Origin of the sequence: Rhizobium tropici CIAT 899 (assembly GCF_000330885.1) — a bacterium.
GTDB classification, from domain to species: Bacteria; Pseudomonadota; Alphaproteobacteria; order Rhizobiales; family Rhizobiaceae; genus Rhizobium; species Rhizobium tropici.
The window spans coordinates 3611479-3630364 of record NC_020059.1 but is presented as its reverse complement, the minus strand read 5'-3'; the positions used below and the strand labels follow the sequence as shown (position 1 = coordinate 3630364).

Genomic DNA, 18886 nt, shown 5'->3' with positions numbered 1-18886 from the left:
TCAAATCCTTTCCTGGCCGATCTCCTCCAGATCATATGGCGTGGTCTGGTAGATCTCGTTGATCCAGTTGCCGAAGAACAGATGCGCGTGGCTGCGCCACCGGTTCTGCGGAGGAATTTCCGGGTCGTTATGCGGGAAATAGTTGTGCGGCATCTTGATCGGCACGCCCGAATTCACATCCCGGAAATACTCGTCCGCCAGCGAGGTGGAATCATACTCCACATGATTGAACATGTAGAGTCGGTTGCAGGCCCGTTCATGCACGAGGCAGACGCCCATCTCGCTCGAGTCCATCAGTATTTCCAGGCCGGGCACCTTTTCGATATCGGCGCGGCGCACTTCCGTCCAGCGGGACACCGGAATGGCGAAATCGTCGGAGAAGCCGTTGAGATAGACCGAGGAGGGCTTCAGGTTCTGGTGACGATAGACGCCGAAGGCCTTTTCCTTCAGCGTGTATTTCGGCACCTTGTGGAAATGGTAGATCGCCGCCATCGCGCCCCAGCAGACGTTCATCGTCGAATGGACGTTGGTCGTCGTCCAGTCCAAGATCTCCTGCATCTCGTTCCAGTAGGTGACGTCCTCATATTCCAGCAGCTCGATCGGCGCGCCGGTTATGATGAAGCCGTCGAACTTGCGGTGCTTCACTTCCTCCCACGTCTCGTAGAAAGCAAGCAGATGCTCCTGCGAGGTGTTCTTGGCCTTGTGGCCGCCAACGCGCACCAGAGAAAACTCCACCTGCAGCGGCGATGCGCCGACCAGGCGCGCCATCTGGATCTCGGTCTTGATCTTGTTCGGCATGAGGTTGAGAAGCCCGATCTGAAGGGGGCGGATATCCTGACGGAACGCCACCGTTTCGGTCATCACCCGCACACCCTCGTCCTGGAGGGTTTCGAACGCGGGGAGCGTATCGGGAATCTTGATGGGCATCTTTTCACTCGCCAAATACAAAAAAACCGGCCGCGATCATGAATCGCTACCGGTCCGCACGCGGCCCTTTAGCGAATTATTTAACGTGGCTGCAAGCCGGCCGGCCAAATCACCACAAGGGGAATTTCATAAACCCGACATCTCCGCGGGTCAATGGGGCAAGCGTCGGGGAAAGTCCGGGGCTGAGCCCAGAGGCCCGATACGACCTACAGATGTTCAATGAGAGCTTCCATGCCGTGACCGAGACGCTTACTGGCGGTCTCGATCGGTAGCCAGAAGAAGCGGAAGCCGATCGGGTCGCCACCGTCGAAAGGCGTCATTTCGTGGTGGAGCCAAGTGGCAGGCGCTCGCTCGGAGATACCGCAGCGGAAATAGTGCCGTTGGTGATAGTAATCGCGGCCGTTCTTTTCGAAACGATAATCTTGGACGCCAAGCGGATGGAGTTCGCGCGGCGCAAAACCGGTCTCCGCCTCGAATTCGCGTCCTGCGGCCGCCACAATGTCCTCACCGGATTCGACAGTGCCACCAGGAACCTGGAGCTGGACGTCGGGGAAGTCTGGCTCATCGAAGACAAGCAGATGCCCATCTCGAACGGCATAGATCAAAACCTTTACGGCATCGGGTTGCATTATCTTCCCTGCCCACGTGCCATGAAGGCCAGCCGTTCGAAGAGGTGCACATCCTGCTCGTTCTTCAGAAGCGCGCCATGGAGTTTCGGCAATACGTTCTTCGCATCGGCGCGCAATGTTTCCGGCTCGATATCGTCTGCGACCAGCAGGCGGATCCAATCGAGCGCTTCTGAGGTCGAGGGCTTCTTCTTCAGGCCCGGCACGTCGCGGATTTCAAAGAATTGCGTCAGTGCCGCATGGACGAGCGCCTGCTTGATGCCGGGATAGTGCACCTCTACGATGCGCGTCAGCGTCTCCATGTCGGGAAAACGGATATAGTGAAAGAAACAGCGGCGCAGGAAGGCGTCCGGCAGCTCCTTTTCATTGTTCGAGGTGATGATGACGATCGGGCGGATCGCGGCCCGGATCGTCTCGCCGGTCTCGTAGACATGGAACTCCATGCGGTCGAGTTCCTGCAGGAGGTCGTTCGGGAATTCGATATCGGCCTTGTCGATCTCGTCGATCAGCAGCACGCACTTCGTCGGCGAGGTGAAGGCCTGCCAAAGCTTGCCCTGACGGATATAGTTGCTGACGTCATGAACTCTGATGTCGCCGAGCTGGCTGTCGCGCAGGCGCGAAACCGCATCATATTCGTAGAGACCCTGCTGGGCCTTCGTCGTCGATTTGACATTCCACTCGATCAGGTCAAGGCCGAGCGCGGTGGCCACCTGGCGTGCGAGTTCGGTCTTGCCCGTACCGGGTTCGCCCTTTACGAGGAGCGGACGCTCCAGCCTTATGGCGGCATTGACGGCGACCATCAGATCCTTGTCGGCGATATAGTCGGCAGTTCCCTGAAATTGCATCGGAAGGCTTTCTCAATCTTTCAAGCGCAAGCTAATTGCTGGCCTTATTCGGTTCAAGACGCGAAACCGTGTATATAGGAATGTGATCCCACCGATCTATTGCAAGGGTGGACATGAGGGCGGCTCATGATTAACTGACGGGACGCGTGGCAGGGAAGTGCTGATGGCAGTTGATACGCAAGCCAAGCCGAATGGGCAGGGGAACGAGCAGGTCGGATACGATTTGAGCCTCTTCTTTCGGTTGAGGATGATGTTTTCCGCGTTCTGGAATTCGCCGGTCCGCATCAAGCTCATTATTCTTGTCGTCGCGCTTTTCGTAATCATCCTGGTCACGGCCTATGTCCAGGTGCTGCTCAACAATTGGAACGCGCCCTTTTACGATTCGCTGGCAAGGCGCGATATCACCGCTTTCTTCCATCAGCTCGGCGTCTTCGGCATCATCGCCGGTTCGCTTCTGGTCCTCAACGTCATCCAGGCCTGGCTCAACCAGATGACCGCGCTGTACATGCGCGAGGGTCTGGCGCGTGATCTCGTCAATCAGTGGCTTCAGGCGAAGCGCGCGCTTCGTCTCGCCTCTTCCGGCCTGATCGGCGTCAATCCCGACCAGCGCCTGCATGAGGATGCCCGCAACCTCGCGGAAAGCACAACGGGGCTTGCCATCGGCCTTGTGCAGGCGACGATCCTGCTGCTGAGCTTTATCGGCGTGCTCTGGGAGCTTTCCAGCGGCATGGTATTCAAAGTCAACGGCATGAGTTTTGCCATCCCTGGCTACATGGTCTGGGCGGCAATCCTCTATGCCGGATCGGCATCGTTCCTCAGCCAATTCGTCGGCCGCCGCCTCGTGCGGCTGAATGCGGATCGCTATTCGAAAGAGGCCGAGCTGCGCTTTGCGCTCATGCATGCCAACGAGCATATGCCGGCGATCACGATTGCCGGCGGCGAGGAGAACGAACGCCGACGGATCAATCTCGATATATCGGCCGTGCTTGCCGTCATCCGGCAGCTTGCCATCGCCAATACCAATCTCACCTGGGTGTCCGCCGGCTATGGCTGGCTGGTGCTCATCATTCCGATCCTCGTTGCCGCGCCCGCCTATTTCTCCGGAGGCTTGACCTTTGGTCAGCTGATGGTTGCGGTCGGCGCCTTCAATCAGGTCAATTCGGCGCTGCGCTGGTATGTCGCCAATTTCGGCCCGATCGCCGAATGGCGCGCGACGCTGATGCGCGTGACCGATTTCCGCAAGGCGCTGACGGAGATGGACGACAAGACGCCGATGCCGCACACCCTCGTCTTTGAGAAGGCGGCACCGGGGACGATGGTTTGGACCGATCTGGAGATTTCGACGAAGACCAGCGACGATGCGACCGAAAACGGCTTCCGGATCGCGGAGGGTACGGTCACCATCAATGCCGGCGAGCATGTGATGATCAATGGCGATCACGGCGTAAACCGCAGGCTGCTGTTCGAGGTGCTGGCGCACCAGTGGTACAGCGGCTCCGGCACGGTCAGCCTGCCGCCGATGGATGACATGCTGTTCGTGCCGCATACGCCCTATGTGCCGACCGGCACGCTCAGGGAGGCAATCTGCTTTCCGGATGATCCGGACGCCTACGACGATGCCGCCGTCGAGGCCGTCATCGACAAGGCGGGGCTCGGCCGGCTCAAGAGCCGCCTCGATACGCAGGCCCGCTGGGATCGATTGCTCGATACCGAAGAGCAGAAGGCCGTCGGCTTTGCGCATCTGCTGCTCGCGAAGCCGAAATGGATCGTCTTCGATGATGCGCTGGAAGGGCTCGAGGCTGAAGTTCAGGCGAAGGCTTTCGCCATGCTCACCGAATTGAAGGATGCGACCCTCATCTATATCGGCCGCTCCGAGGCCTTCATGCACTCCATGTCGCCACGCATCCTGCATCTGCAGTCTTTGGCTCCGCATGAGCACAGCACCGATATGCAAACGCCGCCCGAGACCGCCAGTGCAATGCGGGCGGGCGAGAAAAAGGCCAGTGCTCCCTAAGGCGGGGATCCGCCTTCGTGTGGGTCCTCTGGCTTCAACCGCCCAAAACGCAAAACGCCCCGTCGCAAGGACGAGGCGTTTTTCATGCAAGCTATGAGCTTGAGGCTCAGTCCTTGGCGCGCTCGACGTAGGAATTGTCTTCCGTCGCGATGACGACGCGGGTGCCGGCGGTAATGTGCGGCGGCACCAGGGTGCGGATGCCGTTCGACAGTATGGCGGGCTTGTAGGAAGAGGATGCCGTCTGGCCCTTCACGACCGGCTCTGTCTCGCTGATTTCGAGCGTGACATGGCGCGGCAGTTCGATCGCGAGCGGGATGCCTTCGTGGATCGACAGGATGCAGGTCATGCCTTCCTGGAGATAGGCCTTCTGGTCGCCCATGGTTTCGACATCGACCACGACCTGGTCGTAAGTGGCCGGGTTCATGAAGTGGAAGCCTTCGCCGTCTTCATAGAGGTACTGGAAGTTCACGTCTTCGACGAAGGCGCGCTCGACCTGCTCGGTGGTGCGCCAGCGCTCGGAAACCTTCACGCCATCGACGATGCGGCGCATATCGACCTGGGTGACCGGAGTGCCCTTGCCCGGATGAAAGTTCTGAGCGGTGAGAACGACGTAGAGCTTGCCGTCGACGTCGAGAACGTTGCCCTTGCGGACCGAAGAGGCGATGACCTTGACCATAAGACTTCCTTGTAACGCTGCGTTTTGCGTCGTAGAGGGACTGTCGAAATGCTCTCCGAGACGCAGCAATTGTTTGCTTGGGGGCGCAACTACCCTAAATCAATGGAAATTGCCACCCCCTTGCGTGGGTCGTGCCCCGAAGAAAGCTAGGAATGAAGCCGAAGACGAGCAAAGCGTCCCCCTGGTGGACCCGCAATGTCCATGCGGACCGGCGGCCGTTCCTCATCGGCCGCAATGCCATTCAGGCTGCCTTGCGCGTTTTCTTTGCGCGCAACGACTTCATCGAGGTCGATACGGCGACGCTGCAGGTGTCGCCAGGTAACGAGGCCCATCTGCATGCTTTCGAGACCGAGGCGCTGACGACTGACGGCACGGCATTGCCGCTTTATCTGCATACGTCACCGGAATTTGCTTGCAAGAAGCTGCTTGCGGCGGGCGAGGAGCGCATCGCCTGCTTTGCCCATGTCTATCGCAACCGTGAGCGCGGCCCGCTGCACCATCCGGAATTCACCATGCTGGAATGGTACCGGGCAGGTGAGAGCTATGAGGTCCTGATGGCCGATTGTGCCGCAATCCTGGGGCTTGCGGCCGAGGCGGTCGGCGCGAAGAAATTCAGCTACCGTGGCGCAGAAACCGACCCGTTCCTCCAGCCCGAGCGCATCAGCGTCTCAGCCGCTTTCGAACGTTACGCCGGCATCGATCTCTTTGCGTCCATCGGTCTCGACGGATCGACGGATCGCGAGCGCTTGGCGGCGGATATGCGGCAGGCTGGCATCCGCGTTGCCGACGACGATCTTTGGCAGGATCTTTTCAGCCGGGTGCTGGTAGAGAAGATCGAACCCAATCTCGGCTTCGGGCGTGTGACCATTCTTGACGAATATCCCGTTTCCGAAGCAGCCCTTGCCCGGCCGTCGGCAGCCGACCACCGCGTTGCCGAGCGGTTCGAGCTCTATGCCTGCGGCGTTGAGCTTGCCAATGCCTTTGGCGAGCTTACCAATGCCGAGGAGCAGCGGCGCCGCTTCGAGATCGAGATGGCGGAAAAGCAGCGCGTCTATGGCGAGACCTATCCGCTGGACGAGGAGTTTCTGGAGGCGCTTGCCGTCATGCCTGACGCAAGCGGCATCGCGCTGGGCTTCGACCGGCTCGTGATGCTGGCAACCGGCGCTTCGCGGATCGAACAGGTGCTGTGGGCACCGGTCGCGGAGTATGGCGCATGAATGTGATGCGCCCAATCCGGACTATCGGCGAACTTGAGCGCGCCGGGCTGGTCGATGCCGATCAGGCAGCGGCGCTCGAAGCCGTGGCGGAGCGCTATGCCGTCGCCCTGACGCCGACCGTGACGCGACTGATCGACGCCGAAAACCCCGCCGATCCCATGGCCCGGCAGTTCGTGCCTGATCCGGCGGAACTCGTCGTCACGCCCGAGGAGCGCGCCGATCCGATCGGCGATCACGCGCATAGCCCGGTCGAGGGCATCGTCCACCGCTATCCCGACCGTGTGCTTCTGAAGGCCGTGCATGTTTGCCCGGTTTATTGCCGTTTTTGCTTCCGGCGCGAGATGGTCGGACCGCAGGGGCTCGGGACGCTGGATGGCGCTGCACTTGACGGCGCCTTTGCCTATATCCGCCAGCACAAGGAGATCTGGGAGGTCATTCTGACCGGTGGCGATCCGCTGGTGCTTTCACCGCGGCGCCTGGAAGAGATTCTCGGGCAGCTTGCCGATATCGAGCATGTGAAGATCGTCCGCTTCCATACCCGCATCCCCGTCGTAGATCCTTTGCGGGTCGATGCGGCGCTGATTGCGGCACTGAAGGCGAGCGGCAAGACCATCTATGTGGCGCTGCATGCCAATCATCCGCGGGAGATGACGGAGGAGGCGCGCGCTGCCTGCGGCCGGTTGGTCGATGCGGGCATCGTGCTTATCAGCCAGTCGGTTCTTCTGAAGGGCGTCAATGACGATCCGGAGGTGCTGGCGGCGCTGATGAGGGCTTTTGTCGAAACGCGGGTGAAGCCATATTATCTGCATCATCCGGACCTTGCGCCCGGCACCAGCCACTTCCGCCTGACGATCGCCGAAGGGCAGGCAATCGTAGCAAGCCTGCGCGGCCGTATTTCCGGCCTCTGCCAGCCCAGCTATATTCTCGATATTCCCGGCGGCTACGGCAAGGCCGACATCGGTCAAAGCGCGGTTCGCAATCTGGGCGAGGGCTGCTATTCGATTTCGGATTACAGGGGCGGTGACCACATCTATCCGCCGGAAGGTTAGCACTCGCTACAATGGGTCTATACTTTTGCCGGCGCTCCGATTGGGATTGTATTTCTAGCGCAAACGTTGTGACGAATTTTGGCACGTTAACCGACTTGAGGCCTTCGGCTTTTCAAAAAGCGCCACGCCTTTATATCAGGAATATATAATATTAATGCGCGGGTCGCGATTTAGATGACTAACGTGTGGTAAATTTCAATCGGAAAAGTCTAGAATATAGCAATTTCCCACCAAGTATAAGTTGTTTTTATTTACCACGTCGCTTAGCGGAATGTTCTATTTTTCCTGTTACTTCTCGGTGAAGAATAAGACTGCATAACTGCGGTTATGCTTGCCAATGCCAGAAGGGACTAGACTATGAACAAGACGATTCGCGATTTGCTGGCCAAGTTCGGTACGCTTCCTGTTGCTATCGATCAGATTGAAGACGATGCTGATCTTTATGCGACGGGACTGTCTTCCTTCGCTTCCGTGCAGCTGATGCTCGGCATCGAAGACGCCTTCGACATCGAATTTCCCGACAACCTGCTGAACCGCAAGTCCTTCGCCAGCATCGCCGCGATCGAAAGAACCGTCGGCATGATCCTGGACAGCAGAAAGGTCGCCTGATGACTGCGGCGATCGCTCTACTCGAGGTTGGGACGGGCGAGGGAGCGGCGGTGCGCGCCGCCCGCGTCGCAGCGATCGCCAGCCAATACGCCGATGCCGTCGATGCCGAAGGCCGGTTCCCACGCGAAGCCGTCGACGCCATGCGCGCCGAAAATTTGCTCTCCATTCAGATCCCCGCCGATCTCGGCGGTGAAGGTGCGTCGATGACCGAAATCGCCGAGCTTTGCTCGATCCTCGGTCAGGCTTGCGCCGCCAGCGCCATGGTCTTCGCCATGCATCAGATCAAGCTTTCGAGCCTCGTCGAACACGGCGTCGACAGCGACTGGCACCGTGATTTCATGCGCCGCATCGCCAGGGAACAGCTGCTGCTTGCGTCGGCGACGACCGAAGGCGGGATCGGCGGCAACCTACGCAACAGCATCTGCGCCATCAATGTCGAAGGCGATACCTGCACCCTCGAAAAGGATGCGACCGTCATTTCCTATGGCGCCTATGCCGACGCCATCCTGATCACCTCGCGCAGCCATGCCGAGGCGGCGTCCTCCGATCAGGTACTGACCTGCTTCCTGAAAGATCAATACGACATCAAGCGCACCGTCGAGTGGAACACGCTCGGTATGCGCGGCACCTGCTCCGACGGCTTCCTGTTCAAGGGTCAGGCGCCGGCCAAGCAGATCCTGCCGAAGCCCTTTGCCGAGATCGCCGCACAGTCGATGCTCGCGAGCTCACATCTGCTCTGGAGCGGCGTGTGGTACGGCATTGCCGCCGATGCGGTTTCCCGTGCGCAGGCGTTCGTGCGAGCCGCCGCTCGCAAGTCTCCCGGCGTACAGCCTCCCGGCGCGCTGCGCCTCGCCGAAGCCTCCAGCATGCTGCAGATGGTGAAATCCAATGTGGTTGCCGGGCTGAAGGCCTATGAGGAGGCGAAGCTCGATGCCGACCGCCTGTCATCGATGGCTTTCGCCGTGGCGATGAACAACGTCAAGATCGCGTCGTCCGAGATGATCCTGCCGATCATCAACCATGCGATGCTGATCTGCGGCATCATGGGCTACAAGAACGGTACGCCCTACAGCCTCGGCCGCCACCTGCGCGACGCGCACTCGGCGCAATTGATGATCTCGAACGACCGCATTCTCGGCAATACGTCGACAATGCTGCTCGTCCACAAACAAGATACCAGTCTGTTGGGGTAACCGTCATGGATATGCAAACATCGTTTCTGGACCGTCTTTTCGATTCCGGTCTCCTGATCGACACCGGCGTCGATGGTCTCTACGGCCGCAGCGGCCAGTTCGAAGACGTGATTTCCGCTTTCGAGCGCTTGATCGACACGTTCGGCGGTGCCGATGGCGCCGAAGCCATCCGCTTTCCGCCCGGCATGAACCGCGCCTTCTTCGAGACGAGCGGCTACATGAAGAGTTTCCCGCAGCTCGCCGGCACAGTGCACAGTTTCTGCGGCAACGAGCTCGACCATATGAGCCTGCTGAAATGCATGGAAGTGGGCGACGACTGGACGAAAGACCAGCAGGCGACCGATATCGTGCTGACGCCGGCAGCCTGCTATCCGCTCTATCCGACGGTGGCCAAGCGCGGCGCCATTCCGGAAAACGGCGCGCTCTACGACCTTCAGTCCTATTGCTTCCGTCATGAGCCTTCCAAGGATCCGGCCCGCCAGCAGCTCTTCCGCATGCGCGAATATGTCTGCATGGGCAGCGAAAAGCATGTGACGGATTTCCGCCAGAGCTGGATGGATCGTGGTGTCGAGATGATGAAGGCCGTTGGTCTCGACGTGACCATCGATGTCGCCAACGATCCGTTCTTCGGCCGCGCCGGCAAGATGCTTGCCAACAACCAGCGCGACCAGAACCTGAAGTTCGAGCTGCTGATCCCGATCACCTCCGTCGCCAATCCCACAGCCTGTATGAGCTTCAACTATCATCAGGATGCCTTCGGCACGAAATGGGGCCTGAATTTTGCCGATGGCCGCGTCGTGCACACGGCTTGCGTCGGCTTCGGCCTGGAGCGCATCGCGCTGGCGCTGTTCCACACTCACGGTCTCGACACCAAGGAATGGCCCGAGAGCGTGCGCAAGGCGCTTTGGGGCTGATCGCACCCATGGCTGCCGTGTTTCAGGGACTGGATCCCGCCGCCTACAAGCCACATGCGCTGCACGACAGCGAGCGCATGTGGCCGGAAACGAATTGCTACATCGATCTCTGGATCGAAGTGCTTTCGAGCCTGAAGCTGCCGCCGGAAGCCATGCTCGGCTTTACGCTGACACAGGATTTCGAGGGCGATCAGTTCACCTTCTTCAAGGTGCCGCTTGAGGATCTGGAAGCGCTCTACGGCGTGCGCTGCACCGAGCTTGCGATCTACGACAAGGTTCAGAACCATGTCGCCGAGCAGATCGGTCGTGGCCGGCTCTGCCTGGTCGAGATGGACTCCTTTTTCATGCCGGATACTCAAGGGGTCGGCTATCGCCGAGAACACGGCAAGACGACGGTCGCGATCAACCGGCTCGACATGGAAGGCCGCACGCTCGACTATTTCCACAATGGCGGGTTCTTCAGGCTGTCGGGCGAGGATTTCGACGGGCTCTTCCAGCTGCATCTGACGGATGAGGACCTGCCGTTTCTACCTTACACGGAATTCGCGAAATTCCCGGAGAAGGCGCCGGGTGAGACTGCGATCCGTCAGACGGCGCGGCAGCTTCTGTCTTTCCATTTCCGCCGTCGTCCGCTGGTTAATCCGATCCGCGCCTTCGCGGAGGTCTTCCCGGCGCAGGTGGAAGCGGTCGCCGAACGGCCATTCGGTTTCTTCCATAAATATGCCTTCAACACGCTGCGTCAGCTCGGCGCCAATTTCGAGCTTGCCGGCAGCCATTTCGACTGGCTTTCAGCCGATTTGTCCGATGCGGCAGCCGAGGCACGGAAAATTTCCGAGACGGCGAAGTCGGTGCAGTTCCAGCTTGCCCGGGCCATTACGCGCAAGAAATTCGAGCCGCTGCGGACGGCGCTTGATCCTGCCGCCGATGCGTGGGATTCCATGATGAGCGAACTCGAACGGAAGCTCTAATCGGCCTCCGTTGGATCGTCATACGGCTACTGCATAATTCCTTAAATCGGGATCGATTTAAGGATGAAATTATGCAGCAGGTTAAAAGTGCTACAGCGACCTTTGCGCGTCATATATGACGCGCGGCGCTGTAGGTTATTTCTGAACATATTGGGGCGGGGGCAATCCCTCGAAAAATGTCATGGGCGGGCGCTTGGCGGATCTCGGCGATGGAATGCGGCTGAGCGAGGGTTGGAATTTGGTATTGACGGAGGCGGGCACCTGCCTCTCGCCCTCCGATGTGCCGCTGACGTCCGGCTTTATCCCGGCGCCCGTGCCCGGCACAGTGGCGGAAGCCCTGGAAAAGGCCGGACGCTTCGACCGGACGCAGCCGCAGCCGCTTCACGATCAGGATGCCTGGTACATCTGCCGTCTGGTGGATGCGGAGGCGGGTGAGGCCGTTCTGCGGCTGGAAGGGTTGGCGACGCTTTGCGAAGTCTTCCTCAACGGCCAGCAAATCCTTGTGTCCGAAAGCATGTTCGAGGCTCACGACGTCGATGTCACCTTGCTTGGTCGCGACGAGCTGGCGCTCTGCTTCCGCGCGCTGGAGCCGAAGCTTTTGGAACCCGGCCCACGCGCCCGTTGGCGGCCGCAGATGATCACGCCACAGGGCTTGCGGATGGTGCGCACGACGCTGCTCGGTCATATGCCCGGCTGGTGCCCTGAGGTTCAGGCCGTCGGTCCTTGGCGGCCGATTTCGCTGCTGCGTCCCGGCGCTCCTGTGATCCGCGATCTCTCCTTGCGGCCGGACCTGCTCGAGAATGGCGAGGGCAGGCTCTATGCCTCGCTTTCGATCGAAGGCGATGTCGAAGAGCTGCTTTTGCGATGCGGAGAGATGGAACAGGCTTTCGAGAAAGCTGGTGCCGGCCGCTATACCGCTATCCTGAAAATTCCCGATGTGATGCCATGGTGGCCGCATACGCATGGCGTGCCGCAACTCCATGACGTCACCCTTGTCGTCAATGGCGTCGAGCATGCGCTTGGGCAGACCGGTTTCCGGCGGCTGTCGGTGGATCGCGGTGCCGATGGGCAGGATTTCGCTCTTGTCGTGAATGGCGAGCGGATCTTTTGCCGAGGCGCGGTCTGGACCACGGCCGACATCGTGCGCCTGTCCGGCGGCCGCGAGGATTATGAGAGCTGGCTGCGGCTGGCGGCCGAGGCCGGCATGAACATGATCCGCATCGGCGGCACAATGGCATACGAAACGCCGGAGTTCTTCCGCCTCTGTGACGAACTTGGCCTGATGGTCTGGCAGGATTTCATGTTTGCCAATTTCGACTATCCGAAGAACGACAAGGCCTTCAACGCCCATGTCGAGACGGAGGTTTCGCAGCTTCTAAGTCGCACACGCCTCTCACCTTCGCTGGCAATCCTTTGCGGCGGCAGCGAGATCCACCAGCAGGCAGCCATGATGGGCCTGCCCGAGCAGTTCTGGAAAAGCCCCATCGTCGAGGAAATCATTCCGCCGCTGGTTCAATCGCTGCGGCCGGATGTCCCCTATGTCGTCAATTCGCCGTCGGGTGGGCCGATGCCGTTTTCGCCGAATGCCGGGGTCACGCATTATTATGGCGTCGGCGCCTATATGCGGCCGCTCGCCGATGCGCGCCGAGCCGATGTTCGTTTTGCCGCGGAGAGCCTGGCTTTCGCGCACGTGCCACAAGTCCGCACGCTCGGCCAGCACCTGCCGGTTCCGGCAGTCCATAGCCCACTATGGAAAGAGCGCGTGCCGCGCGATCGCGGCGCATCCTGGGATTTCGAGGATGTGCGCGATCATTATCTTCAGGAGCTCTACGGTTTCGAGCCCAACCGGCTGCGGCGGGAAGACCCGGATCTCTATCTCAACCTTTCGCGCGCGGTGACCGGCGAGGTGGCCGAGGAGACCTATGCCGAGTGGCGCCACCAAGGTTCCGGCTGCAACGGGGCGCTCGTTTGGACGCTGCAGGATCTGCTTCCCGGTGCCGGCTGGGGCGTCATCGATTCGACCGGCGAGCCGAAGCCGGTCTGGTACGCGCTGCGGCGCGCCTTCCGGCCGGTGCAGGTGCTGCTCATGGATGAGGGCACCAATGGTCTCGACGTCCATGTCATCAATGAGAGCGATGTGGCGCTCGATCTGACCGTCGAAGTGTCCTGCCTGCGCGACGGTCGCCAGATCGTCGTGGGTGGGGGCCGCGATCTGGTGGTCGAAGCGCGCAGCAAGCAAAAGATAGCCTGCACTGATCTTTTCGGCGCCTTCTTCGACACGACCTATGCCTTCCGCTTCGGGCCGCCATCGCATGATGTCACGGTGGCGCGGCTGACAGCCTCGGCGACCGGCACTGTTATCGCCCAGGCTTTTTACTTTCCGCTTGGGCGCACTAAGGCGTGCCACGATGCCGAAATCACGGCGTCGGCGGTGCAGGAAGGCGAGGACTGGTTCCTCGATCTCAGCAGCGACCGGCTGGCGCAATCGGTGCAGGTCGATCTGGAAGCCTATCGGGCGGAAGATGACTGGTTCCATCTTGCGCCCGGCAGCCGGCGGATTCGCCTGTACCGGCGGGAGGGCGTTCCGGCCGATGTCATTCCATCCGGGCAAATCCGCGCTATCGGCAGCCGGCGGATCGTTGAGGTTTGATTGGGAGTGGCAGCGGGGGACCTATCTCGCCCGCCAGGGGCGAGAAAGATCCTGCGCTAGCCCCAACTACAAAGTCATCCCATTCGGCCCGAACAAATGGCAACGCTCGGGATCGATGTGGATGCTGACCGTTTCGCCAGCGCGAATGGCCTGCTGGTCTTCGAGGGCGACCGTCAGTGCCTGACCGCCGTGCAGCGTCACATAGAGGATCGTCTGACCGCCGAGGTGCTCGACGAGATCGACGCGGGCGCTGCCGAGTCCCACGCCACGATCGCCGACGTTCAGATGTTCCGGGCGGGCACCGAGGGTGACGGGTTGTCCGGGCTGCAGGCCGCCCAGCCGCCGCGGCAGGCGCACCGTCTGGCCGGCGAGGTCGATGACGGCGGAGCCGTCGTCTGAGGTGGCGATCTTCGCGTCTAGGAAATTCATCTTCGGCGAGCCGATGAAGCCGGCAACGAACTTGTTCTTCGGCCTGTTGTAGAGGTCAAGGGGAGCGCCGACCTGCTCGATCTTGCCGCCATTGAGCACGACGATCTTATCGGCCATGGTCATGGCTTCGGTCTGGTCGTGGGTAACGTAGATCATGGTGTTGCCGAGACGCTGGTGCAGGCGGGCGATCTCGACGCGCATCTGCACGCGCAGTTCGGCGTCGAGGTTCGAAAGCGGCTCGTCGAATAGGAAGATGTTGGGTTCGCGCACGATGGCCCGGCCGATGGCAACGCGCTGGCGTTGGCCGCCGGAAAGCTGCTTCGGCTTACGTTGGAGAAGCTGCGTAATCTGCAGAACCTCGGCGGCCTTTTCGACGCGCGGCTGGATCTCGTGCTTCTTCATGCCGGCCGTTTCCAGGCCGAAGGCGAGGTTCTTGTAGACGCTCATATGCGGGTAGAGCGCATAGGACTGGAAGACCATGGCGATGCCGCGCTTGGAGGCGGGGACATCATTCATGCGGCTGCCGTCGAGATAGAGGCCGCCGCCGGAAATCGGCTCTAGGCCGGCGATCATGCGCAAGAGCGTGGATTTACCGCAGCCGGAGGGACCGACGAAGACGGTGAATTCCCCCGGCTCGATTTCCAGATCGATCCCGTGAACCACCTGAAGCTCGCCATAGCGTTTGATGACCTTTTGCAGCGATACGCTTGTCGCCATGGGCGCTCCCTCCTTCTTGGTTCCGATGGCTCGCGGGGCAACGTTCATGACGGCCTCCAGCTCTTGTATTTCTTGGCTTCCGGCCCGACCGGAAAGCGGACTTCGGTGCGGGTTTCCGACGATTCATAGAATGCCGTGACCAGCTCCAGCGCCTGGCGAGCATCGACTGTGGTCACCGGCAGCGGTCCACCCGACACCAACGCCTCGTGGAACAGCCTCATCTGCGTGTTGAAACGGTTGGGGATCGGCGACCAGTCGGCGAGCAGCGCATCGATCTTCGCGCCGATTTCGTCATTGGCGGGAACGATCTTCCAGGGATCCTGGCCGGGGCTGTAGGGCTCGTGGTTGCTTTCGATCAGAACGTTTTCGAAGGCGAGGCGAAGACGGCTGATTTGCTCCTGCGAGCCGAGCGTCGCGCTGATGGTGGCAAGCGCCCCGTTTTCCATCAGCAGGCTCGCGCTGGCGCAATCCTCGACCTCGATATCGTTGACGCGGGTTGCGACGCGGCCGAAGAGGCCTGCGATCGGCCCCATCAGATAGGTGAGCATATCGTGCAGATGGATGGAGTGCGTCATCAGCACGCCGCCGAGTTCGGTGTCCCACTTACCGCGCCAGGGGACCGCGTAGTAATCGGCGCCGCGCACCCAATGCGTCTCCGAGGTGGCGACATAGGCCTTGCCGGCGATGCCTGAAGCGATGATGCGCTTGGCCTTCTGGATACCGTCGCCATAGCGATACTGGAAGATCGGCATCAGCCGGCCTTTGGCCGTCTTTTCGGCCGCGATGACGGCATCGACATCGGCGAGCGAGCCGACGAGAGGCTTTTCGCAGACCACATGCTTGCCGGCTGATAATGCCTGCATAATCAGCTGAAAATGCGAGCCGGGGGGCGTGCAGATGTCGATGATGTCGATATCGGGCATGGCGAGGACTTCGGAGAAATCCATGACGCGCTTGGCGATGCCGAATTCGTCGCCGACCGCATTGAGGCGTTCCTCGTTGAGATCGCAGAGGACGGCGACTTCGTAGCGATCGGAGTGCGGCAGATAGCCTTCGGTGATGTGGGAGCGGCCGATGCCGAGGCCGATGATCGCGACTTTCTTGATGTCGGACATATCGGGTTACCTCTGAATGCTGTTGAGCGATGTTGCCTCGGCGAGCGCCTGCGCCTTCAGCGCCAGCTCCATGGCCTTGAAGCAATGTTCCTGGCCCATGGCCGTTTCGGTGCGGTCTCTTATGTCGGCTACAAGCTGGCGGCCATAGGGCAATTCCACTCCGCTGCAATCGATATGCTGCATGCCCTTGCGGTCGGTGAGGAAGAGGTGATCGGTGCCGGGACGGCCGGCGACGTCGATATATTTGCGCAGCTCGATCGTCCCTTCCGTGCCGACGATGAACAAGCGGCCGTCGCCCCAGGTGGAAAGCCCGTCCGGCGTGAACCAGTCGACACGGACATAGCCCGTCACATCAGGCGTCCTCACATGGAAATCGCCATAGTCCTGCAGGCCCGGTGTTTCCGGATTGGCGCGATTGGACACTGTGGCCGACAAGACCTCTGCTTCGAGCGAGTTAGCGAAAAACAAGAACTGCTCGCATTGATGCGAGGCGATGTCGGCGATGATGCCGCCATAGCGCTTGCGGTCGAAGAACCAGTCCGGTCGGGTCGGTTTGCGCAGACGGTGCGGACCGAGGCCGGTCGTGTGGATGACCTTGCCGATGGCGCCGGCCTTGACCAGCTCACCGGCCTTGACTGTCGACGCCGTCTCGAAATGCTCGGAGTAGAGGATGGAGACGATACGCTTGGTCTTGGCCTGTACCTTTTTGACGTCTGCCAGCTGATCCAGCGTCACCATGCCGGGCTTGTCGAGCATCACGTCCTTGCCGTGGCGCATGGCCTCGATGGCAAGGCCGGCGCGCTCGTTGGAAATGGCCGCGCTGACGATCAGCGCGATGGAGCTATCCTCGAGGATTTCCCTTTTATCGGCAACGCGTCGTGCCTGCGGGAAACGGTCGGCGAAGACGGCGGCGAGATCGTCCTCCAACGCATGGAAGGCGACGAGTTCGGCGCCGGCCCGCAGCATGACGTTGACCTGCCCGTAGATATGATCGTGATTGAGGCCGATGGCGGCGAAGCGCAGCGCGCTCATGCGACATTTCCTTTCGTGGGTTTGTTGGTTCGCAGCCCCGAATCTTGGGTATTCGGGACTGCGGGGTTCATAATCAGCGTTTGAGGCCGGCGGTCGCGATGCCATCGATCAGCAGCCTCTGGAAGAAGAGGAAGATCAAGAAGACCGGGATCAGCGACAGGCTCGACATGGCAAACAGGCTGCTCCAGTCGGAACTTCCGGTGGAATCCACGAAGGAGCGCAAGCCGAGCTGCACTGTGTAGGTATTGATGTCGGAGAGATAGATCAGCGGCCCGAAGAAATCGTCCCAGGTCCAGATGAAGGAGAAGATGGCGGCCGTTGCCAGAACCGGAAGCGACAGAGGCAACATGATGCGCCAGTAGATGCGCCATGGGCTGCAGCCATCCATCATGGCCGCCTCGTCCAGCTCGCGAGGAATGCCGCGGAAGAACTGCACCATCAGGAAGATGAAGAAGGCGTCGACGGCGAGAAATTTCGGCGCGACGAGCGGCAGCATGGTCTTCACCCAGCCGAGCTTCAGGAAGAGAATATATTGCGGGATCAGTGTGACGTGATAGGGCAGCATCAGCGTTCCCAGCATCAGGGCGAACCAGAAATTCTTGCCCCAGAAGTTCAGCCGCGCGAAGGCGTAGGCCGCCAGCGAGCAGGAAATCACGTTGCCGATGACCGAAAGTACGGCGATAACGGCTGAATTCCAGACGAATTTGCCGAAGGTGACCTGCCCGCCGAACCAGCCGCGGGCATAGGAGCTGAAATCGAATTGCGAGGGGATCAGCGAGGCCGTGCCGAAGATCTCGTTCTGGTCCTTGATCGAGCCTGAGAGCATCCACAGCAGCGGATAGAGCATCACGATCGACGCGGCGATGAGAGCGGCGTGGATGAGGATGGAGAAGAACCACGGGCGCTCGCGCGGCGGCTTCATGTCCTCGGCAAAATGGGTGAGCTTCGCGTCAGTCATCGTAGTGGACCCAATAACGAGCGGAGAGGAAGGAGAAGGCAGTGAAGATTGCGATGATGATCACAAGGATCCAGGCAAGCGCCGAGGCATATCCCATGCGGAAATAGCCGAAGGCTTCCTGGTAGAGGTAGAGCGTATAGAACAGCGTCGAATCGATCGGCCCGCCGGTGCCGGAGGAAATCACATAGGCCGGCGTAAAGGCCTTGAAGGCGTCGATCGTCTGGACGACGGCGTTGAAGAAGATCACCGGCGTTAGCAGCGGCAGGGTGATCTTGAAGAAGATTCGCGCCTTGGAGGCGCCGTCGAGGCTGGCGGCCTCGTAGAGATCGGTCGGGATCTGGCGCAGGCCGGCGAGGAAGATGATCATCGGCGAGCCGAACTGCCAGATGGCCAGAATGATGAGCGTATAGAGCGAATAATCGGGATTGGAGATCCAGCTCGGCCCGTTGATGCCGAAGGCGTACCAAAGCAGGGTGTTGACGATGCCGTCGGCATCGAAGATCTGCCGCCACAGCACGGCGATCGCGACGCTGGAGCCGAGCAGCGACGGCAGGTAGAAGATGGCGCGATAGACCGGGAGGCCCTTGATGCCGCGGTTGAGCAGCAGCGCCACCAGCAGCGCGAAGGCGAGCTTCAGCGGCACCGAACAGACGACGTAGAACAGCGTCACCTTCATCGACGACAGAAATTTGTCGTCGGCCGTCGCGATCCGCACGTAGTTCTCCATACTGACGAGGTTTGGCGACTGCAGCAGATTGTAATCGGTGAAGGAGAGATAGAGCGAGGCGATCGCCGGGCCGAGGGTCAGTCCGAAGAAGCCGATGAACCACGGCAGAAGGAAGAGATAGCCGGGTGCGTTGCGCGCGAATGCGCTCGGCGCCTTATAGGCGGTTTCCACGCGCAACGGCGCGCGCGCGCCGACGGTCAAGCCGCCGGCAACGCTCTTG

General features: G+C 60.5%; 17 protein-coding genes and 1 riboswitch. Of the genes, 8 read left to right on the top strand and 9 right to left on the bottom strand.

All coding sequences use genetic code 11. The features are described from left to right. The 3 genes from metA to RTCIAT899_RS17745 all read right to left on the bottom strand — a co-directional run bounded on the left by metA (position 1) and on the right by RTCIAT899_RS17745 (position 2398). On the bottom strand, positions 1-927 hold the full coding sequence (gene metA, locus RTCIAT899_RS17755) for a homoserine O-acetyltransferase MetA (RefSeq protein ID WP_015341615.1): 927 nt from the start codon (positions 925-927) through the stop codon (positions 1-3). A 48-nt stretch (positions 928-975) separates the two neighbouring features. Next, a riboswitch (SAM riboswitch) is annotated at positions 976-1053 on the bottom strand. Positions 1054-1133: 80 nt separating this feature from the next. Then, positions 1134-1556 (bottom strand): NUDIX hydrolase, encoded by a 423-nt coding sequence (locus RTCIAT899_RS17750; protein WP_015341614.1) that lies wholly within the window; start codon positions 1554-1556, stop codon positions 1134-1136. Further along, positions 1556-2398: an AAA family ATPase gene (locus RTCIAT899_RS17745; RefSeq protein ID WP_015341613.1), complete on the bottom strand. Its 843-nt coding sequence runs from the start codon at positions 2396-2398 to the stop codon at positions 1556-1558. Before RTCIAT899_RS17745 ends, RTCIAT899_RS17750 begins: the two co-directional genes overlap by 1 nt. Before the next feature lie 163 nt (positions 2399-2561). Between RTCIAT899_RS17745 and RTCIAT899_RS17740 the strand changes: the two genes are divergently transcribed. Further along, on the top strand, positions 2562-4412 hold the full coding sequence (locus tag RTCIAT899_RS17740) for an ABC transporter ATP-binding protein/permease (RefSeq protein WP_015341612.1): 1851 nt from the start codon (positions 2562-2564) through the stop codon (positions 4410-4412). Between the two features lie 106 nt (positions 4413-4518). Here the strand turns inward: RTCIAT899_RS17740 and efp are convergent, their stop codons facing one another. Then, on the bottom strand, positions 4519-5088 hold the full coding sequence (gene efp, locus RTCIAT899_RS17735) for an elongation factor P (RefSeq protein ID WP_015341611.1): 570 nt from the start codon (positions 5086-5088) through the stop codon (positions 4519-4521). Between the two features lie 152 nt (positions 5089-5240). Here efp and epmA point away from each other — a divergent pair, with 152 nt between their 5' ends. From epmA to RTCIAT899_RS17700, 7 genes are all read left to right on the top strand, one after another. After that, entirely contained in the window at positions 5241-6305 is a 1065-nt protein-coding gene (epmA, locus tag RTCIAT899_RS17730) for an EF-P lysine aminoacylase EpmA (protein ID WP_015341610.1), read from the top strand. After that, positions 6302-7354, top strand: a complete 1053-nt coding sequence (locus RTCIAT899_RS17725; protein ID WP_015341609.1) for a lysine-2,3-aminomutase-like protein — start codon at positions 6302-6304, stop codon at positions 7352-7354. The genes epmA and RTCIAT899_RS17725 overlap by 4 nt, the downstream gene beginning before the upstream one ends. A 357-nt stretch (positions 7355-7711) precedes the next feature. Next, positions 7712-7963 carry an acyl carrier protein gene (locus RTCIAT899_RS17720; protein WP_015341608.1) on the top strand — a complete coding sequence of 84 codons (252 nt, stop codon included), beginning with the start codon at positions 7712-7714 and terminating at the stop codon, positions 7961-7963. Beyond that, positions 7963-9156 carry an acyl-CoA dehydrogenase family protein gene (locus RTCIAT899_RS17715; RefSeq protein ID WP_015341607.1) on the top strand — a complete coding sequence of 398 codons (1194 nt, stop codon included), beginning with the start codon at positions 7963-7965 and terminating at the stop codon, positions 9154-9156. The genes RTCIAT899_RS17720 and RTCIAT899_RS17715 overlap by 1 nt, the downstream gene beginning before the upstream one ends. A gap of 5 nt (positions 9157-9161) precedes the next feature. After that, positions 9162-10070: an amino acid--[acyl-carrier-protein] ligase gene (locus RTCIAT899_RS17710; protein ID WP_015341606.1), complete on the top strand. Its 909-nt coding sequence runs from the start codon at positions 9162-9164 to the stop codon at positions 10068-10070. 8 nt (positions 10071-10078) lie between these two features. Beyond that, on the top strand, positions 10079-11038 hold the full coding sequence (locus RTCIAT899_RS17705; protein WP_015341605.1) for a DUF1839 family protein: 960 nt from the start codon (positions 10079-10081) through the stop codon (positions 11036-11038). 181 nt (positions 11039-11219) lie between these two features. Beyond that, the gene (locus RTCIAT899_RS17700) at positions 11220-13688 is read left to right on the top strand and encodes a glycoside hydrolase family 2 protein (protein WP_015341604.1); all 2469 of its coding nucleotides are present in this window, start codon (positions 11220-11222) and stop codon (positions 13686-13688) included. 66 nt (positions 13689-13754) lie between these two features. Here RTCIAT899_RS17700 and RTCIAT899_RS17695 read toward each other — a convergent pair whose 3' ends face one another. From RTCIAT899_RS17695 to RTCIAT899_RS17675, 5 genes are all read right to left on the bottom strand, one after another. Further along, on the bottom strand, positions 13755-14834 hold the full coding sequence (locus RTCIAT899_RS17695) for an ABC transporter ATP-binding protein (protein WP_015341603.1): 1080 nt from the start codon (positions 14832-14834) through the stop codon (positions 13755-13757). Positions 14835-14878: 44 nt separating this feature from the next. Further along, positions 14879-15949, bottom strand: coding sequence for a Gfo/Idh/MocA family protein (locus tag RTCIAT899_RS17690; RefSeq protein WP_015341602.1), 1071 nt, complete (start codon positions 15947-15949; stop codon positions 14879-14881). A gap of 6 nt (positions 15950-15955) precedes the next feature. Then, positions 15956-16981, bottom strand: coding sequence for a Gfo/Idh/MocA family protein (locus RTCIAT899_RS17685; protein WP_015341601.1), 1026 nt, complete (start codon positions 16979-16981; stop codon positions 15956-15958). A 73-nt stretch (positions 16982-17054) separates the two neighbouring features. After that, complete coding sequence (locus RTCIAT899_RS17680) at positions 17055-17939, bottom strand: carbohydrate ABC transporter permease (RefSeq protein ID WP_015341600.1); 885 nt, start codon at positions 17937-17939, stop codon at positions 17055-17057. After that, positions 17932-18843 carry a carbohydrate ABC transporter permease gene (locus RTCIAT899_RS17675; protein ID WP_085999205.1) on the bottom strand — a complete coding sequence of 304 codons (912 nt, stop codon included), beginning with the start codon at positions 18841-18843 and terminating at the stop codon, positions 17932-17934. Before RTCIAT899_RS17675 ends, RTCIAT899_RS17680 begins: the two co-directional genes overlap by 8 nt. Between the last annotated feature and the right edge of the window lie 43 nt (positions 18844-18886).

Bases quoted from the DNA above. Each gene is read 5' to 3' on its own strand.
- metA (WP_015341615.1), bottom strand. From the start codon at position 927: ATGCCCATCAAGATTCCCGATACGCTCCCCGCGTTCGAAACCCTCCAG.
- RTCIAT899_RS17750 (WP_015341614.1), bottom strand. From the start codon at position 1,556: ATGCAACCCGATGCCGTAAAGGTTTTGATCTATGCCGTTCGAGATGGG.
- RTCIAT899_RS17745 (WP_015341613.1), bottom strand. From the start codon at position 2,398: ATGCAATTTCAGGGAACTGCCGACTATATCGCCGACAAGGATCTGATG.
- RTCIAT899_RS17740 (WP_015341612.1), top strand. From the start codon at position 2,562: ATGGCAGTTGATACGCAAGCCAAGCCGAATGGGCAGGGGAACGAGCAG.
- efp (WP_015341611.1), bottom strand. From the start codon at position 5,088: ATGGTCAAGGTCATCGCCTCTTCGGTCCGCAAGGGCAACGTTCTCGAC.
- epmA (WP_015341610.1), top strand. From the start codon at position 5,241: ATGAAGCCGAAGACGAGCAAAGCGTCCCCCTGGTGGACCCGCAATGTC.
- RTCIAT899_RS17725 (WP_015341609.1), top strand. From the start codon at position 6,302: ATGAATGTGATGCGCCCAATCCGGACTATCGGCGAACTTGAGCGCGCC.
- RTCIAT899_RS17720 (WP_015341608.1), top strand. From the start codon at position 7,712: ATGAACAAGACGATTCGCGATTTGCTGGCCAAGTTCGGTACGCTTCCT.
- RTCIAT899_RS17715 (WP_015341607.1), top strand. From the start codon at position 7,963: ATGACTGCGGCGATCGCTCTACTCGAGGTTGGGACGGGCGAGGGAGCG.
- RTCIAT899_RS17710 (WP_015341606.1), top strand. From the start codon at position 9,162: ATGGATATGCAAACATCGTTTCTGGACCGTCTTTTCGATTCCGGTCTC.
- RTCIAT899_RS17705 (WP_015341605.1), top strand. From the start codon at position 10,079: ATGGCTGCCGTGTTTCAGGGACTGGATCCCGCCGCCTACAAGCCACAT.
- RTCIAT899_RS17700 (WP_015341604.1), top strand. From the start codon at position 11,220: ATGGGCGGGCGCTTGGCGGATCTCGGCGATGGAATGCGGCTGAGCGAG.
- RTCIAT899_RS17695 (WP_015341603.1), bottom strand. From the start codon at position 14,834: ATGGCGACAAGCGTATCGCTGCAAAAGGTCATCAAACGCTATGGCGAG.
- RTCIAT899_RS17690 (WP_015341602.1), bottom strand. From the start codon at position 15,949: ATGTCCGACATCAAGAAAGTCGCGATCATCGGCCTCGGCATCGGCCGC.
- RTCIAT899_RS17685 (WP_015341601.1), bottom strand. From the start codon at position 16,981: ATGAGCGCGCTGCGCTTCGCCGCCATCGGCCTCAATCACGATCATATC.
- RTCIAT899_RS17680 (WP_015341600.1), bottom strand. From the start codon at position 17,939: ATGACTGACGCGAAGCTCACCCATTTTGCCGAGGACATGAAGCCGCCG.